This is a genomic window from Pseudomonas sp. ME-P-057, assembly GCF_030208975.1.
Classification (GTDB): Bacteria; Pseudomonadota; Gammaproteobacteria; order Pseudomonadales; family Pseudomonadaceae; genus Aquipseudomonas; species Aquipseudomonas lutea.
The window spans coordinates 42,410-58,917 of the sequence record NZ_JARVSX010000005.1 but is presented as its reverse complement, the minus strand read 5'-3'; the positions used below and the strand labels follow the sequence as shown (position 1 = coordinate 58,917).

At 57.7% G+C, this 16,508-nt stretch carries 15 protein-coding genes and 2 tRNA genes; 16 read left to right on the top strand and 1 reads right to left on the bottom strand.

All coding sequences use genetic code 11. The features are described 5' to 3' along the window. Nucleotides 1-8: 8 nt before the first annotated feature. From folP to QRN48_RS02340, 16 genes are all read left to right on the top strand, one after another. Complete coding sequence (gene folP, locus QRN48_RS02415; RefSeq protein WP_191942880.1) at nt 9-860, top strand: dihydropteroate synthase; 852 nt, start codon at nt 9-11, stop codon at nt 858-860. Between the two features lie 16 nt (nt 861-876). Then, a complete protein-coding gene (glmM, locus tag QRN48_RS02410) occupies nt 877-2,220 on the top strand; it encodes a phosphoglucosamine mutase (RefSeq protein WP_191943091.1) in 1,344 nt (447 codons plus the stop codon). A gap of 66 nt (nt 2,221-2,286) precedes the next feature. Then, entirely contained in the window at nt 2,287-3,042 is a 756-nt protein-coding gene (tpiA, locus tag QRN48_RS02405; protein WP_285348675.1) for a triose-phosphate isomerase, read from the top strand. A 4-nt stretch (nt 3,043-3,046) separates the two neighbouring features. Next, nucleotides 3,047-3,430 carry a preprotein translocase subunit SecG gene (gene secG, locus QRN48_RS02400; RefSeq protein WP_285348673.1) on the top strand — a complete coding sequence of 128 codons (384 nt, stop codon included), beginning with the start codon at nt 3,047-3,049 and terminating at the stop codon, nt 3,428-3,430. Between the two features lie 44 nt (nt 3,431-3,474). Then, nucleotides 3,475-3,560: transfer RNA gene (locus QRN48_RS02395), tRNA-Leu, on the top strand. A 97-nt stretch (nt 3,561-3,657) separates the two neighbouring features. Next, nucleotides 3,658-3,734, top strand: a tRNA-Met gene (locus QRN48_RS02390). 128 nt (nt 3,735-3,862) lie between these two features. Continuing rightward, entirely contained in the window at nt 3,863-4,321 is a 459-nt protein-coding gene (gene rimP, locus QRN48_RS02385) for a ribosome maturation factor RimP (RefSeq protein ID WP_037017405.1), read from the top strand. Between the two features lie 59 nt (nt 4,322-4,380). Next, nucleotides 4,381-5,862: a transcription termination factor NusA gene (gene nusA / locus QRN48_RS02380; protein WP_037015122.1), complete on the top strand. Its 1,482-nt coding sequence runs from the start codon at nt 4,381-4,383 to the stop codon at nt 5,860-5,862. 27 nt (nt 5,863-5,889) lie between these two features. Then, nucleotides 5,890-8,421 (top strand): translation initiation factor IF-2, encoded by a 2,532-nt coding sequence (infB, locus tag QRN48_RS02375; RefSeq protein WP_037015120.1) that lies wholly within the window; start codon nt 5,890-5,892, stop codon nt 8,419-8,421. A 158-nt stretch (nt 8,422-8,579) separates the two neighbouring features. Continuing rightward, nucleotides 8,580-8,981 (top strand): 30S ribosome-binding factor RbfA, encoded by a 402-nt coding sequence (gene rbfA, locus QRN48_RS02370; RefSeq protein WP_037015118.1) that lies wholly within the window; start codon nt 8,580-8,582, stop codon nt 8,979-8,981. A 4-nt stretch (nt 8,982-8,985) separates the two neighbouring features. Then, nucleotides 8,986-9,903, top strand: coding sequence for a tRNA pseudouridine(55) synthase TruB (gene truB, locus QRN48_RS02365; RefSeq protein ID WP_037015116.1), 918 nt, complete (start codon nt 8,986-8,988; stop codon nt 9,901-9,903). A gap of 151 nt (nt 9,904-10,054) precedes the next feature. Then, entirely contained in the window at nt 10,055-10,324 is a 270-nt protein-coding gene (gene rpsO / locus QRN48_RS02360) for a 30S ribosomal protein S15 (protein WP_037015114.1), read from the top strand. A 172-nt stretch (nt 10,325-10,496) separates the two neighbouring features. Further along, nucleotides 10,497-12,602: a polyribonucleotide nucleotidyltransferase gene (gene pnp / locus QRN48_RS02355; RefSeq protein WP_285348666.1), complete on the top strand. Its 2,106-nt coding sequence runs from the start codon at nt 10,497-10,499 to the stop codon at nt 12,600-12,602. A gap of 296 nt (nt 12,603-12,898) precedes the next feature. Then, on the top strand, nt 12,899-13,249 hold the full coding sequence (locus QRN48_RS02350) for a BON domain-containing protein (protein ID WP_037015108.1): 351 nt from the start codon (nt 12,899-12,901) through the stop codon (nt 13,247-13,249). A gap of 451 nt (nt 13,250-13,700) precedes the next feature. After that, nucleotides 13,701-14,702 carry a response regulator gene (locus QRN48_RS02345; protein WP_285348665.1) on the top strand — a complete coding sequence of 334 codons (1,002 nt, stop codon included), beginning with the start codon at nt 13,701-13,703 and terminating at the stop codon, nt 14,700-14,702. A 3-nt stretch (nt 14,703-14,705) separates the two neighbouring features. Next, nucleotides 14,706-15,665, top strand: coding sequence for a GGDEF domain-containing protein (locus QRN48_RS02340; protein WP_037015103.1), 960 nt, complete (start codon nt 14,706-14,708; stop codon nt 15,663-15,665). A 24-nt stretch (nt 15,666-15,689) separates the two neighbouring features. Here the strand turns inward: QRN48_RS02340 and QRN48_RS02335 are convergent, their stop codons facing one another. Next, on the bottom strand, nt 15,690-16,499 hold the full coding sequence (locus QRN48_RS02335) for an ABC transporter ATP-binding protein (RefSeq protein ID WP_285348662.1): 810 nt from the start codon (nt 16,497-16,499) through the stop codon (nt 15,690-15,692). Nucleotides 16,500-16,508 lie beyond the last annotated feature (9 nt).

The window sequence follows — 16,508 nt, the reverse complement described above, 5'->3', positions numbered from 1 at the left end:
GGCCTGACATGATTTCTGCGCTACACCCAACCCGGTTGCCTTGCGGCAACCGGGTTCTTGATTTGTCCCGCACGCACGTGATGGGCATTCTCAATATCACTCCAGACTCCTTCTCGGATGGCGGCCGATTTGCACAGCGCGACCTTGCCTTGCGTCATGCAGAATCGATGATGCTGGCAGGTGCCACGCTGATCGATGTCGGTGGCGAGTCCACGCGTCCAGGGGCGCGCTCAGTGTCTTCAGTCGAAGAGCTGGAGCGGGTTGCGCCCATCGTGGAAGCGATCAACGCCGAGCTGGATGTCATTATTTCCGTCGACACTTCCACGCCGGCCGTCATTCGCGAGACTGCCCGGCTGGGTGCCGGGCTCATCAACGATGTGCGTTCATTACGCCGGGACGGTGCGCTGGACGCTGCTGTGGCAACTGGATTGCCGGTGTGCCTCATGCACATGCGTGGCGAGCCTACCGATATGCAAAACGATCCCTGTTACAGTGACTTGGTGGGTGAGGTGAGCGGGTTCTTGCGTGGGCGCATGGAGGCGTGCATTGCAGCAGGCATTCCTGTTGAAAAAATCATCCTCGATCCGGGATTTGGCTTTGCCAAGAACCTTGAGCATAACCTGAGCCTCTTCAAGCACCTGGAGTCGTTGCATGCGTTGGGGAGGCCGCTGCTGGTCGGCGTCTCGCGCAAGAGCATGATCGGCAAGGTGCTCGACAAGCCGGTTGACCAAAGGCTGCACGGTGCATTGGCGCTGGCGGCACTCGCTATGGTCAAAGGCGCGAAAATTCTGCGTGTGCACGACGTCCCGGAGACGGTAGATGTTGTGCGTATGATTGCTGCTGTTGAATCAGCAAAATAAGAAATCTGGAGCACCCATGAACACAAAAAAATACTTCGGAACCGACGGTATCCGAGGTCGCGTTGGTCAATTCCCTATTACCCCTGATTTCATGCTCAAGCTTGGCTGGGCTGCGGGAATGGCGTTTCGCAAAATGGGCGCCTGCCGAATTCTGGTAGGAAAAGACACCCGGATTTCTGGCTATATGTTCGAATCGGCGCTGGAGGCCGGGCTATCCGCGGCGGGCGCCGATGTCATGTTGCTTGGCCCGATGCCAACACCGGCAATCGCCTACCTGACGCGGACGTTCCACGCCGAGGCTGGCATTGTGATCAGCGCTTCACACAATCCGCATTACGACAACGGCATCAAATTTTTCTCTGGGCAGGGCACCAAACTGCCGGATGAAATCGAGTTGATGATCGAAGAGCTTCTGGATTCTCCAATGACAGTTGAGGAGTCCGAAAAACTTGGCAAGGTATCGCGTATCAACGACGCTGCCGGCCGTTATATTGAATTTTGCAAAAGCAGTGTCCCAACCAGTACTGATTTCGCAGGGCTCAAACTGGTGGTCGATTGTGCCCACGGCGCGACCTACAAAGTGGCGCCGAACGTGTTCCGCGAGCTCGGAGCGCAGGTGACCGTCCTTTCCGCTGCACCGAATGGGCTGAACATCAACGACAACTGCGGCTCGACCCACATGGGAGCTTTGCAGGCAGCTGTGGTGGAGCATGGTGCCGATCTGGGGATCGGTTTCGACGGCGACGGTGACCGTGTACTGATGGTCGACCATACCGGTGCGATCGTCGATGGCGATGAGCTTCTTTACATCATCGCACGCGACTTGCACGAGCGCGGCCAGCTGCAGGGCGGCGTGGTTGGTACTCTGATGAGCAACCTTGGGCTGGAACTGGCTCTCGCCGATCTGAGTATCCCTTTCGTACGAGCCAACGTGGGCGACAGGTATGTCATCGCCGAGCTGCTTGAGCGCAACTGGCAGGTTGGCGGTGAGAATTCGGGGCATGTCGTTTGCTTCCAGCACACAACAACCGGGGACGCAATCATCGCGGCATTGCAGGTTTTGCTCGCCATGAAGCGTACAGGGCAAAGCCTGGCCCAATCCCGGGAGGGTCTGAAAAAATGCCCGCAGATTCTGGTCAATGTGCGCTTCGACGGTGGGGGCGTGGACCCGGTCAAGCATCCCGCCGTGATCGAGGCATGCGAGCGCGTAACGGCCGCCATGGCCGGGCGTGGGCGGGTGTTGTTGCGCAAGTCAGGCACAGAGCCGCTGGTGCGCGTCATGGTTGAAGGCGAAGACGAAAGTCTGGTCGCCGGCTACGCCGATGAACTGGCAAAACTGGTTGCTGAAGTTTGCGCCTGATTTCGGCTTGCCAGTGTTGAAAGTGTTGGGTAACATCTGCGCCCACTTTGACCGACGAGGTACAGCATGCGTCGCCCTATGGTAGCTGGTAACTGGAAGATGCACGGTACCCGCGCCAGCGTCGCTGAGCTGATCGAGGGTCTTGCAAATCTCGCCCTTCCGGGTGGGGTTGATGTGGCGGTGTTTCCGCCAAGTCTTCACATCAACTTTGTGGTTGATTTCCTGGAAGGGCAGTCGATTGATGTGGGTGCGCAAAACTGCGCGCATGAGGCAGGGCAGGGCGCGTTGACCGGGGAGATTTCTTCCACTCAGTTGGCAGATGCATCCTGCAAATATGTGCTTGTTGGACATTCTGAGCGTCGCCAGATAATGGGCGAAACTAATGAAATCCTCAATCGCAAGTTCGAAGCCGCTCAGGCGGCGGGTCTTACGCCAATACTGTGTATCGGTGAGACACTCGAACAGCGCGAAGCCGGTAAAACGCTTGAGGTTGTCGGGCAGCAGCTGGACAGCATCATCGAAGAGCTTGGCATCGGCGCTTTTGCCAATGCGGTTATCGCATACGAGCCGGTTTGGGCTATTGGCACCGGGCTGACTGCTTCGCCGCAGCAGGCTCAGGAAGTCCATGCAGCGATTCGTGCGCAGTTGATGAAAGAGAATTCTGAAGTCGCACAAGGTGTGCGTCTTCTATATGGCGGCAGCGTGAAGGCGGCCAATGCGGTCGAACTGTTCGGCATGCCGGATATCGATGGGGGGCTGATTGGTGGTGCCTCCCTGAATGCAGATGAGTTCGGTGCGATCATTCGCGCCGCGGGAAACTGAAAAAATGCTGGAAACAGTCGTAGTCGTTCTTCATCTGCTGGGTGCCCTGGGCGTAGTTGCTCTGGTTCTGTTGCAGCAGGGTAAAGGTGCCGACGCTGGCGCGTCATTCGGAGCAGGTGCATCAAATACTGTATTCGGTGGCCAAGGTTCCTCTACCTTTCTTAGTAAACTTACTGCTATACTTGCCGCCTGTTTCTTCATGACCAGCTTAGGGTTAGGTTACTTTGCTAAAGAGAAAGCTCACCAGCTGACTCAAGTAGGTTTGCCAAACCCAGCAGTATTGGAAGTGAAGCAAAAGCCGGCAGCAGATGATGTTCCGGTTCTGGAAGGGCAACAGAGACCAGCGGCAGTTCCTGCTGATGTTCCTGCCACTCCAGAGCAAAAGTAATACCGGATTCGCAGTCGTTGTTGGGGCTGCAAAAGAGTTGTAATGCCGAGGTGGTGGAATTGGTAGACACGCAACCTTGAGGTGGTTGTGCCCATAGGGTGTAGGGGTTCGAGTCCCCTTCTCGGTACCAATTAACAAGAAAGCCCGCAGTAGCGGGCTTTCTTGTAGGTGGATGTGTCGGATTGACCCAAAATTGGATCGGTCGTATACTTCCGCCCCAGCTTTGTCGCGGGGTGGAGCAGTCTGGTAGCTCGTCGGGCTCATAACCCGAAGGTCGTTGGTTCAAATCCAGCCCCCGCAACCAGTTTTAGCGGAGCCCCTTTTCAGGGGCTTTTTGTTAGCTGGACACTTTATGGCGCCGCGTTTCGCAGGCGTTTTTCATGATTGGGCTTCTGCCCATTTTTTATTTGCAGCATGCACGAGGGGGTTCAGGTGTCGAGCAAGCTAGAACAGTTGCAGGCCTTGCTGGCCCCGGTGGTCGTGGCCCTAGGCTATGAATGCTGGGGTATCGAGTTTTCGTCTCAAGGTCGGCACTCGATGTTGCGCGTCTATATCGATAAGGAAGGCGGCGTTTTGGTGGACGATTGCGCGATCGTCAGCCGTCAGATCAGCGGTATTCTGGATGTCGAAGATCCAATCAGCTCCGAATACACGCTCGAAGTTTCATCTCCAGGCATGGAACGCCCACTGTTCACCATCGAGCAGTTTGCTTCGTTTGCCGGGGAACAAGTGAAGATAAAGCTGCGGTCTCCCTTTGAGGGTCGGCGCAACTTTCAAGGCTTTCTCCGCGGGGTGGAGGAGCAGGACGTCGTGGTCCAGGTGGATGAACACGAGTACCTGCTGCCGATCGATCTGATCGACAAAGCCAACATCATTCCCAAGTTTGACTGAGACGTGCCAGATACTGCGGATCCCGCGGATCCAATGGCTTGCGAAAGGCGAGGCGTACGATGAGCAAAGAAGTACTGCTGGTTGTTGAATCGGTATCCAATGAAAAAGGCGTACCGGCCGACGTGATTTTTGAAGCGCTTGAAATAGCGCTGGCTACCGCCACTAAAAAGCGCTTTGAAGACGAAGTAGACCTGCGTGTCGAGATTAATCGCCACACAGGTGCCTATGAGACTTTCCGTCGCTGGACCGTCGTCGAAGAAGACGATCTCGACGACCCGGCTATCGAAACATGGCCAAGCAAGGTCGCCCAGACGCATCCTGGCGCCAATGTTGGCGACGTAGTAGAAGAAAAGATCGACTCTATCGAGTTCGGCCGCATCGCCGCGCAAACTGCCAAGCAAGTCATTGTGCAGAAAGTCCGCGAAGCTGAGCGCGCTCAAGTCGTGGACGCCTACCGAGAGCGTCTGGGCGAAATCATTTCCGGTACTGTCAAGAAAGTCACGCGTGACAACGTCATCGTTGACCTTGGCAACAACGCCGAAGCCCTGCTGGCACGTGAAGACATCATTTCGCGGGAGACTTTCCGCGTCGGTGTCCGTGTGCGGGCATTGCTTAAAGAGATCCGCACCGAAAACCGCGGCCCTCAGCTGATCCTGTCGCGTACAGCGCCCGAGATGCTGATCGAGCTGTTCCGGATTGAAGTTCCGGAAATCGCCGAAGGACTCATCGAGGTGATGGCTGCCTCTCGTGATCCAGGTTCGCGTGCAAAGATCGCAGTTCGCTCAAAGGACAAACGCATTGACCCGCAGGGCGCATGCATCGGCATGCGCGGTTCGCGTGTGCAGGCTGTTTCCGGCGAGTTGGGCGGCGAGCGTGTGGATATCGTGCTTTGGGACGATAACCCGGCGCAGTTCGTCATCAACGCCATGTCGCCTGCCGAAGTGGCAGCGATCATCGTTGATGAAGACGCCCACGCCATGGACATCGCTGTAGGCGCAGACAACCTCGCTCAGGCGATTGGCCGCGGTGGCCAGAATGTTCGCCTGGCGAGTCAGTTGACTGGCTGGACACTGAACGTGATGACCGAATCGGACATCCAGGCCAAGCAGCAAGCGGAGACCGGTGACATCCTGCGCAACTTTATCGACGAGCTGGAAGTCGATGAGGATCTCGCTCAGGTACTGGTAGACGAAGGCTTCACCAGCCTGGAAGAGATTGCCTACGTACCGTTGGAAGAAATGCTCAACATCGACGGCTTTGACGAAGATACCGTCAACGAGCTTCGCGCTCGTGCCAAGGATCGTTTGTTGACTAAAGCCATCGCTACTGAGGAAAAGCTGGCAGACGCCCATCCGGCCGAAGACCTGCTCTCGCTTGAGGGTATGGACAAGGATTTGGCGATGGAACTGGCGGTGCGCGGCGTAATTACCCGCGAAGACCTGGCCGAGCAGTCTATTGACGATCTGCTCGACATCGACGGCATTGACGATGATCGTGCCGGCAAGTTGATCATGGCCGCCCGAGCCCATTGGTTCGAGTAAGTAGATGCGGCCTGAGGAGAGAAGTGCATGACGCAAGTCACGGTGAAAGAACTGGCCAAGACGGTCGACACACCGGTAGAGCGCCTGTTACAGCAGATGCGTGAGGCAGGTTTGCCGCACAACGCCGCCGAGCAAGTTGTGACCGATATCGAAAAACAAGCCCTGTTGACGCACCTGAAAAGCGGTCACAAGGCTAAGGTGGAAGAGCCGCGCAAGATCACCTTGCAGCGCAAAACCACCAGCACCCTGCGCGTTGCTGGCAGCAAAAGCATCAGCGTTGAAGTACGCAAAAAGAAAGTCTTTGTTCAGCGCAGCCCGGAAGAAATCGAAGCCGAACGCAAGCGCGAGCTGGACGAGCGTCGTGCGGTAGAAAATGCCGCTCGCCAAAAGGCCGAAGAAGAAGCTCGTCAGCGCGCCGAAGAAGAAGCGCGTCGTCAGCCTGCTTCTGCTTCAGCGCCGCAAACTGCGGGTGCTGATACAGCCCCGGCAGCGCCAGCTTCGCCAGTGGCAGAGCCAGCACGGGAAACCCCGGCGCCAGCTCCTGCCCCTGTTGCCGACCGCAAGAAAGACGAGCAACGTCGCCCCGACAAACCACGCAACGACGACAACAACCGTCGCAGCGGTGGCGGTGATGGCGATCGCAAGAACGCTCCTCATCGTGCATCGGTCAAGGAAAAGGCTCCCGCGCCACGCGTCGCGCCTCGGACTACCGACGAAGAGAGCGACGGTTTCCGTCGTGGCGGTCGTGGCAAGGCCAAGCTCAAGAAGCGTAACGCTCACGGCTTCCAGAGCCCTACCGGCCCACTGGTTCGTGAAGTGAAGATCGGCGAGACCATCAGCGTGGGCGATCTCGCTCAACAGATGTCGGTCAAAGCTGCTGAAATCATCAAGTTCATGTTCAAGCTGGGTACCCCGGCCACGATCAACCAGGTTCTGGATCAGGAAACTGCCCAGCTGGTTGCCGAAGAACTTGGCCACAAAGTGACCCTGGTCAGCGACACTGCGCTTGAAGATTCCTTGGCCGAGTCCCTGAAGTTTGAAGGTGAGTCGTTCTCCCGTGCACCGGTTGTGACCGTCATGGGCCACGTTGACCACGGTAAGACCTCGCTGCTCGACTACATCCGTCGTGCCAAGGTTGCGGCTGGCGAAGCCGGCGGTATCACTCAGCACATCGGCGCTTACCACGTTGAAACAGAGCGTGGCATGGTGACGTTCCTCGATACCCCGGGTCACGCTGCGTTCACCGCAATGCGTGCTCGTGGTGCCAAAGCGACCGACATCGTGATTCTGGTTGTCGCAGCTGACGACGGCGTCATGCCGCAGACCATCGAAGCCGTGCAACATGCCAAGGCTGCCGGTGTTCCGCTGGTGGTTGCCGTGAACAAGATCGACAAGCCTGGCGCCGACCTGGACCGTATCCGCAGTGAGCTTTCGGTTCACGGCGTCACATCTGAAGAGTGGGGCGGCGAGACACCTTTCGTTTCGGTCTCCGCGAAGATGGGTACCGGCGTTGACGAGTTGCTCGAAGCTGTTCTGCTGCAGGCCGAAGTACTGGAATTGATGGCAACGCCGTCGGCGCCGGGTCGTGGTGTTGTGGTTGAATCGCGTCTGGACAAGGGCCGTGGTCCGGTTGCTACTGTTCTGGTTCAGGACGGTACGCTGCGTCAGGGCGACATGGTTCTGGTCGGCTCCAACTACGGTCGCGTTCGGGCAATGCTCGACGAGAACGGCAAGCCGATCAAGGAAGCCGGTCCGTCGATCCCTGTCGAGATCCTCGGCCTGGACGGTACGCCGGACGCTGGTGACGAGATGAGCGTGGTTGCCGACGAGAAGAAAGCCCGTGAAGTGGCTCTGTTCCGTCAAGGCAAGTTCCGCGAAGTCAAGCTGGCCCGTGCTCACGCCGGCAAGCTGGAAAACATCTTCGAGAACATGGGTCAGGAAGAGAAGAAGACGCTTAACATCGTCCTCAAATCCGATGTCCGTGGTTCTCTGGAAGCATTGCAGGGCGCATTGAACGGCCTGGGTAACGACGAAGTGCAAGTGCGCGTAGTCGGCGGCGGTGTCGGTGGTATCACCGAAAGCGACGCCAACCTGGCACTGGCCTCCAACGCTGTACTGTTCGGCTTCAACGTGCGTGCCGATGCTGGCGCGCGCAAGATCGTCGAGCAGGAAGGTCTGGATATGCGTTACTACAACGTCATCTACGACATCATCGAAGACGTCAAGAAGGCCCTCACCGGCATGCTTGGCAGCGACGTTCGGGAGAACATCCTGGGCATCGCCGAAGTCCGCGACGTGTTCCGCTCGCCGAAATTCGGCGCGATCGCAGGTTGCATGGTCATCGAAGGCGTTGTCTTCCGTAACCGTCCAATCCGTGTACTGCGTGAAGACATCGTTATCTTCGAGGGCGAGCTGGAATCCCTGCGTCGCTTCAAGGATGACGCTTCCGAAGTACGTGCCGGCATGGAATGTGGTATTGGCGTCAAGAGCTACAACGACGTCAAGGTCGGTGACAAGATCGAAGTCTTCGAGAAGGTCCAAGTGGCTCGCAGCCTCTAAATCGCGAGCTTCAGGAGTCATGGCTTACGCCGCATGCAGCTGCGTGGCGCAGGTCATGGACTCTAAACGCAACGCCCGGTCCGGCTTCTGCCAGGCCGGGCGTTTGCCGCTTTCAGACCACATGGCTTTTGCCATGGGTCAGTGACAGGTAACAAGACATGGCAAAAGAATACAGCCGTACCCAACGTATCGGCGATCAGATGCAGCGCGAGCTGGCACAGCTGATCCGTCGTGAGATCAAAGACCCCCGCGTAGGGCTGGTCACCATCACTGCCGTCGACGTGAGTCGCGACGTGGGCCACGCGAAAATCTTCATGACCGTGATGGGTCAGGACAGTGCCGAAGAGATCGCCCAGTCAATCAAGGTGCTCAACGCTGCTGCGGGTTTTCTGCGCATGCAGCTGGCCCGTGAAATGAAGCTGCGCAGCGTTCCGCAACTGCACTTCCATTACGATGAAAGCGTCGCCCGTGGTGCGCACTTGTCTGCTTTGATCGAGCGCGCAGTGGCTGAAGATGGTCAGCACCAAACCGCTCCGAAGCAAGACGGTTCGGAGGAGTAACGGCGTGGCTCAGGTCAAGCGTATTCGCCGTAACGTCAGTGGGATCATCCTGCTCGACAAACCGTTGGGCTTTACCTCCAACGCGGCCCTGCAGAAAGTGCGCTGGTTGCTGAATGCGGAAAAAGCCGGTCACACCGGCAGCCTCGATCCGCTGGCCACCGGCGTCCTGCCGCTGTGCTTTGGGGAAGCCACCAAGTTTTCCCAGTATCTGCTGGATTCCGACAAGGGTTATGAAACCCTCATGCAGTTGGGCAAAACCACCACCACTGCGGACGCCGAGGGCGAAGTGCTGCAGACCCGCCCGGTGACCGTTGGTCGCGCGGATATCGAAGCGGTGCTTCCGGCATTTCGTGGGGATATCAGTCAGATACCGCCAATGTACTCAGCCCTCAAGCGTGATGGCCAGCCGTTGTACAAGCTGGCCCGGGCAGGGGAAGTGGTGGAGCGCGAACCGCGTTCTGTTACTATTGCGCGCCTGGAATTATTGGCGTGTGAAGGCGACACTGCTCGTTTGGCCGTCGACTGCACCAAAGGCACCTATATCCGTACCCTCGTGGAGGATATTGGTGAGAAGCTTGGCTGCGGTGCTTACGTCGCCCAGCTGCGTCGTACACAGGCTGGACCATTTACGCTGGCTCAGACCGTAACTCTGGAAGAGCTGGAGGCGGTGCACGCAGAAGGCGGCAACGAAGCCGTTGACCGTTTCCTGATGCCGTCGGACAGCGGGCTGCTGGATTGGCCGCTGTTGCAATTCTCGGAGCACAGTTCGTTTTACTGGCTGCACGGTCAACCAGTAAGAGCCCCGGACGCGCCGAAGTTTGGCATGGTGCGGGTGCAGGATCATGAAGGACGCTTCATCGGGATCGGTGAAGTGAGTGAAGACGGGCGCATTGCGCCACGTCGACTCATTCGGTCAGAGTGACCGGACCCGTCGCGGCAGGGTTTCCTGGCACGGCGGTACGAGGGTGGCTGTTAACAGGCATGGTCACTCCTCACATTTAAATACGAGAGTTTGCTCTCGGCCTGTTGAAGCCGTCTCCCCGGAGCGGTTTCTTGATAAAAGGAATGCCCACATGGCACTCAGCGTTGAAGATAAAGCTCAGATCGTAACCGACTACCAGCAAGCTGTTGGTGACACAGGTTCGCCAGAAGTGCAGGTTGCACTGCTGACCGCCAACATCAACAAACTGCAAGGCCACTTCAAGGCCAACGGTAAGGATCACCACTCCCGTCGTGGTCTGATCCGTATGGTAAACCAGCGTCGCAAGCTGCTGGATTACCTGAAAGGTAAGGACGTTAGCCGTTACAGCGCCCTGATCGGTCGTCTGGGTCTGCGTCGCTAATAACGACTCGGATAGAGGTTGGTTGGTCGTCATGTTCCGCTGGTTTTATCAGTGGGCTGGCGGCCTCCCAGCCTCTAGTTGTATCTGGGCTGCCGAAGGGTCCGATTCCCCTCGCCGCCCAAGAATTCGCAAGAAACCAGTTCCCCAAGAGCCACAAAGAAGGTAGGAAACCGTGAACCCGGTAATCAAGAAATTTCAATTCGGTCAATCGACCGTAACACTCGAGACTGGCCGTATTGCCCGTCAAGCTTCTGGTGCTGTATTGGTCACCGTTGACGACGACGTCACCGTTCTCGTGACTGTGGTCGGCTCCAAGCATGCAGACCCAAGCAAAGGCTTTTTCCCTCTTTCCGTTCACTACCAGGAAAAGACCTACGCCGCTGGCAAGATCCCTGGTGGTTTCTTCAAGCGTGAAGGCCGTCCTTCCGAAAAAGAAACACTGACCTCGCGTTTGATCGACCGTCCGATCCGCCCACTGTTTCCAGAAGGCTTCATGAACGAAGTGCAGGTTGTCTGCACCGTCGTCTCCACCAGCAAGAAGACCGATCCAGACGTCGCCGCGATGATCGGTACGTCGGCTGCGCTGGCCATCTCGGGCATCCCTTTTGATGGCCCTATCGGCGCCGCCCGCGTTGCTTTCCACGAGAGCACCGGCTACCTGTTGAACCCGACTTACGAACAGCTGAAAGCATCGAGCCTGGACATGGTCGTTGCCGGTACCGAAGAAGCGGTACTGATGGTTGAGTCGGAAGCCAAGGAACTGACCGAAGACCAGATGCTGGGCGCCGTGCTGTTCGCACACGACGAATTCCAGTCGGTCATCAAGGCCGTCAAAGAGCTGGCCGCCGAAGCTGCCAAGCCAACCTGGAACTGGGCGCCGAAAGCTGAAGCCACTGAACTGCTTGGCGCCATCCGCTCCGAGTTCGGCGCAGCGATCTCCGAGGCCTACACCATCACCGTCAAGGCCGATCGCTACGCTCGCCTGGGTGAGCTGAAGGATCAGGTCGTTGCCAAGCTGGCCGTTGAAGACGGCAGCCCGTCCGCCAGCGAAGTCAAAGCGGCATTCGGCGAAATCGAATACCGCACCGTTCGCGAAAACATCGTCAGCGGCAAGCCACGTATCGACGGTCGCGACACCAAGACTGTTCGTCCGTTGAACATCGAAGTTGGCGTTCTGCCGAAGACTCACGGTTCGGCACTGTTCACCCGTGGCGAAACTCAGGCGCTGGTCGTGGCCACCCTGGGTACTGCACGCGATGCGCAGTTGCTGGACACTCTCGAAGGCGAGAAGAAAGACCCGTTCATGCTGCACTACAACTTCCCTCCGTTCTCGGTGGGCGAGTGTGGTCGCATGGGTGGCGCAGGTCGTCGTGAAATCGGTCACGGCCGTCTGGCTCGTCGTTCGGTTCAGGCCATGCTGCCTGCTGCCGACGTGTTCCCGTACACCATCCGTGTCGTATCGGAAATCACCGAATCCAACGGCTCCAGCTCCATGGCTTCGGTCTGTGGTGCTTCGCTGGCGCTGATGGACGCTGGTGTTCCGATGAAAGCCCCGGTGGCCGGTATCGCCATGGGCTTGGTTAAGGAAGGCGAGAAATTCGCCATCCTGACCGACATCCTGGGTGACGAAGACCACCTCGGCGACATGGACTTCAAAGTGGCCGGTACCGCCAAAGGCGTTACTGCGCTGCAGATGGACATCAAGATCAAAGGCATCACCGAAGAGATCATGGAGATCGCTTTGGGTCAGGCACTGGACGCTCGCCTGAACATCCTGGGCCAGATGAACACCATCATTGGTCAGTCGCGCACCGAGCTGTCGGAAAACGCGCCGACCATGATCGCGATGAAGATCGACACCGACAAGATCCGCGACGTGATCGGTAAGGGTGGCGCGACCATCCGTGCCATCTGCGAAGAGACCAAAGCCTCGATCGATATCGAAGACGACGGCTCGATCAAAATCTTCGGCGAAACCAAAGAAGCGGCTGAAGCTGCACGTCAGCGCGTTCTGGGCATCACTGCTGAGGCCGAGATCGGCAAGATCTACATCGGTAAGGTTGAGCGCATCGTCGACTTCGGCGCGTTCGTGAACATCCTGCCGGGCAAAGATGGCCTGGTGCACATCTCCATGTTGAGCGACGCTCGCGTTGAGAAAGTGACCGACATCTTGAAGGAAGGTCAGGAAGTCGAAGTTTTGGTACTGGACGTGGATAACCGCGGTCGTATCAAACTGTCGATCAAAGACGTTGCTGCTGCCAAGGCATCGGGGGTCTAACCCTCCGCCTGTGCTCGCTTGAGAAAGGGCCCTTCGGGGCTCTTTTTTTTGAGCGTAATTAAGGGCTTGCGGTGCGGTGGGGCGGGGTTGCTGCTTGTCAGAACATGCAAGTTGCAAGCGGAACTTTCCTAAAGCGGGCAATCTGCACGACCAACGAGGATCCGCTAAAAAATAAGCCATTGATTTATAAGGGTTTGTTTAGCGCTTCGCTGTTGGCACAGCGCTTGCGATATATACCGGTAACCCTGCAGCCAATGATGTTGGCGCAGATTCTGAGAAAAACAGGAGTTACCCGTATGAAGAAGTTCGCTATCGCTGCTGCTACCGCCACTGCTCTGACTCTGACTATGGCCAACGTAGCCATGGCTCAGACCTCTGCCCAGGCTCCGATGACTGTTGCTGCAAACGAAGTTGCCAAGACTAAAGAAGCGACTTCCGACACTTGGATCACCACCAAAGTTAAATCTGACCTGCTGACCGAAAAAGGCATTCCAGGCTCCGACATCAAGGTAGAGACCAACAAAGGCGTGGTTTCCCTGTCGTCGACAGTCGCTGTCACCGAGTCGCAGAAGACCACCGCTGTAGCAATCACCAAAAAAATCAAAGGCGTCAAAGCTGTTTCGGCTGACGGCCTGAAAGCAGAGTAAGTCATACCTGATCAGGTCTGATGCCCGGCCCGCTGACAGTGTGAATGTCGTCAGCCGAACGGTCTCAGGTTTGAACAAGCGCTCCCGATAACCGGGAGCGTGAGAAGCCCCGGCGCTTGCGTCGGGGCTTTTTTTTGCCTTTGCGATGAGGGGCCGTCGCAATCAAGGCACCCGCCGACGCTGGCTGAGCGGCTGTTGTTCATCTTGGACTACGCGCAGGGAGATTATTCAAGTGGACTTAAGGCTGGTTCTGTTGCGCATGAAACCAGATCAGATGAGCACATAATTTGCATATCACGCACCCCATCGCAGATTGGGTGGAGAATCTACCCATTCGCCATTCCTGATCTCGCCTACCCTGTAGTGAGCACGTCCGATCGCCGTTGCTTCGCCAACCGCCATGCTGATGCACACCATGCCAGGCTTGAAACTCTTTTGCTGTGAGAAGTAGATGCCCACGATTCCCCTGTTGATTTGCGACGACTCCAACATGGCGCGCAAGCAGCTGATTAAAGCCCTTCCGCCCGAATGGGACGTGTCGGTTACCACCGCAACCAATGGCCGTGAAGGGATCGAGGCGATCCGCCAGGGCTTGGGGCAGGTTGTGCTGCTGGACCTGACGATGCCAGACATGGATGGCTATCAGACCCTCGCGGCCATCCGCGCAGAAAAGCTGCAAGCCAGCGTCATTGTCGTTTCCGGCGACGTTCAGGAGGAGGCCGTACGGCGCACGCTGGAACTGGGTGCGCTGGCATTCCTGAAGAAACCGGCTGATCCGGATCAGTTACATCAAACCCTTCAGCGTTTGGGACTCACCGGCGAGACGGCTACGCAAACGCTCGCCTCGGGCACGAATGCCGACCAGAACCCCATTAGTTTCCATGACGCGTTTCGGGAAACCGTAAACGTCGCCATGGGACGCGCGGCGGCATTGCTGGCGCGGGTACTCGGCGTATTCGTGCAACTACCGGTGCCCAACGTGAACATGCTGGAGGTCGGGGAGCTGCACATGGCACTCGCCGATGCCCAGGCGAGTGATCGCCTGACTGCGGTTTGCCAGGGTTATATCGGTGGCGGTATCGCCGGGGAAGCGCTGCTGCTGTTTCATGACTCGGAAATCGCCGATATGGCGCAGCTGATGAAGGTCGATGACGCCGACTACTCCGACATGGAGATGTTGCTGGACCTGTCTTCCATCCTGATCGGCGCCTGTCTTAGCGGAATCGCAGAACAGCTCGACGTCGTGTTTTCACAAAGCCACCCTCAAGTGCTGGGACTGCACAGCGGCATTGAAGAGCTCATCCGCTCGAATGAGCGGCGCTGGAAAAAAACGCTGGCTGTGGAGATCAGCTACAGCCTCGAGGGTCATCACATCCACTTCGATCTATTGATGTTGTTCACCGAAGAGTCGGTCGAGCTGATATCCCGAAAACTCGAACATCTGATGAGCTGACCCATGAGTGATCTAATTGATTTCAAGGAACTGCACTGGCTGCTGACTGTGACTCAGAGCATTGATGTCGGCGTAGTGGTGCTGGATCACGCGTATCAGGTTCACGTGTGGAACACCTTCATGGAGAACCGTTCCGGGGTGTTGTCTTACAAAGCAGCCAACCGCTCGTTCTTCTCGTTGTTTCCCGAGCTCAATGAGCGCTGGTTAAAAAACAAAATTGACAGCGTGATGACGCTGGGCACGCCAGCGTTCACGATTTGGGAACAGCGCCCTTATCTGGTTCGCTTTCCAAGCTATCAGCCCATCACCGGGCAAGAAGAGTTCATGTACCAGAACACCACGCTGTTGCCGCTGCGCTCTACCACCGGCGTGATCACCCATGTGTGCCTGGTCATTTACGACGTCACCGAAGTGGCGACAAATCGTCTGCAGCTGCAGGCCGCCAATCGTGAGCTGCAAAAGCTGTCGAGCACTGACCGCCTGACCAGCCTTTACAACCGCGGTCACTGGGAAGAGGCGTTGCGGCTGGAGCATGCCCGGCATGTGCGTTACGGCACCTCGGCGGCGTTGGTCATGTTTGACATCGATCACTTCAAGCGCGTCAACGACACCTATGGCCATCAATGCGGTGACCGGGTCATTCAACGCGTTGCGGACGTGGTGCGCGAGCACACCCGCGACGCCGACATCGCCGGCCGTTACGGCGGCGAGGAGTTTGCCGTACTGTTGCCCGACACCGACAAACACGGCGGGGCGATGTTTGCCGAGCGCCTGCGCGCCGCCGTCGAAGCGCTGGACGTCATGCACGAAGGCGAGTCCATCCGCTGCACCATCAGCCTGGGTGTCGCCGACATGATCGCGCCCATGGATGACTACAAGACGCTGATCGAGCGCGCGGACCAGGCGCTGTATGCCTCGAAGAAAAACGGCCGCAATCGGGTGTCGGTGGACGAGGCGGATTAGCCGCCGAAACACGCCCCGTGCAACCTACGACAGCTCGGCAAAGTCGCTGAGTACGTCGTCACGCAGAGCGATGAACCGGGCGTCACTGCGGTTGCGCGGGCGCGGCAGGTCTATGTCGACGATACGGCGGATGCGCCCCGGATGCGGCTGCATGACCACCACACGATCGCCGAGATAAACCGCCTCATCGACATCATGCGTGACATGCACCATGGTGATTTTTTCCTGCTGCCAGATGTTCTGCAACTCGCGCTGCAGTCGTGTGCGAGTCAATGCGTCGAGCGCGCCGAAGGGTTCGTCGAGCAGCAGAACGCTCGGCCGATTGACCAGCCCGCGGGCGATGGCCACGCGTTGCGCCATGCCTCCTGAAATCTGGTGCGGATACGCCTCGGTGAAATCCTGCAGACCGACCAGCTCGATGTGTTCGCGCACCGTCTCGCGTTTTTGCAGAGCGCTCAGCGGTGCGTTCTTCAGACCGACCGCAACGTTTTGCTCGACAGTGAGCCACGGAAACAGCCGATGATCCTGAAACACAATGCCGCGCTCCAGCCCGGTTCCGTTGATGGGCCGGTCGCCCAACAGAATCCGCCCCTCATACGCTTCATCCAGGCCGAGGATCAACCTGAGCAAGGTTGACTTGCCACAACCACTGGCGCCGACGATGGTGATGAACTCCCCAGGCGCGATGTCCAGCTGCACGTTATCCAGTACGTGCAACTGGGTGTCGCCGCCGGTGCTGCTGAAGCGCTTGCTGATGTTCTCAAGGCGCAGGCCGTTGCCGTGTTGCGCAAGGACAGCGGGTGCGGTTGCGGTGCGGGTCTGAGAGGCAGGCATGACGTTTCC

Bases quoted from the DNA above. Each gene is read 5' to 3' on its own strand.
- secG (WP_285348673.1), top strand. From the start codon at position 3,047: ATGCTGGAAACAGTCGTAGTCGTTCTTCATCTGCTGGGTGCCCTGGGC.
- QRN48_RS02350 (WP_037015108.1), top strand. From the start codon at position 12,899: ATGAAGAAGTTCGCTATCGCTGCTGCTACCGCCACTGCTCTGACTCTG.
- QRN48_RS02340 (WP_037015103.1), top strand. From the start codon at position 14,706: ATGAGTGATCTAATTGATTTCAAGGAACTGCACTGGCTGCTGACTGTG.
- QRN48_RS02335 (WP_285348662.1), bottom strand. From the start codon at position 16,499: ATGCCTGCCTCTCAGACCCGCACCGCAACCGCACCCGCTGTCCTTGCG.
- infB (WP_037015120.1), top strand. From the start codon at position 5,890: ATGACGCAAGTCACGGTGAAAGAACTGGCCAAGACGGTCGACACACCG.
- rbfA (WP_037015118.1), top strand. From the start codon at position 8,580: ATGGCAAAAGAATACAGCCGTACCCAACGTATCGGCGATCAGATGCAG.
- QRN48_RS02345 (WP_285348665.1), top strand. From the start codon at position 13,701: ATGCCCACGATTCCCCTGTTGATTTGCGACGACTCCAACATGGCGCGC.
- folP (WP_191942880.1), top strand. From the start codon at position 9: ATGATTTCTGCGCTACACCCAACCCGGTTGCCTTGCGGCAACCGGGTT.
- glmM (WP_191943091.1), top strand. From the start codon at position 877: ATGAACACAAAAAAATACTTCGGAACCGACGGTATCCGAGGTCGCGTT.
- rpsO (WP_037015114.1), top strand. From the start codon at position 10,055: ATGGCACTCAGCGTTGAAGATAAAGCTCAGATCGTAACCGACTACCAG.
- tpiA (WP_285348675.1), top strand. From the start codon at position 2,287: ATGCGTCGCCCTATGGTAGCTGGTAACTGGAAGATGCACGGTACCCGC.
- nusA (WP_037015122.1), top strand. From the start codon at position 4,381: ATGAGCAAAGAAGTACTGCTGGTTGTTGAATCGGTATCCAATGAAAAA.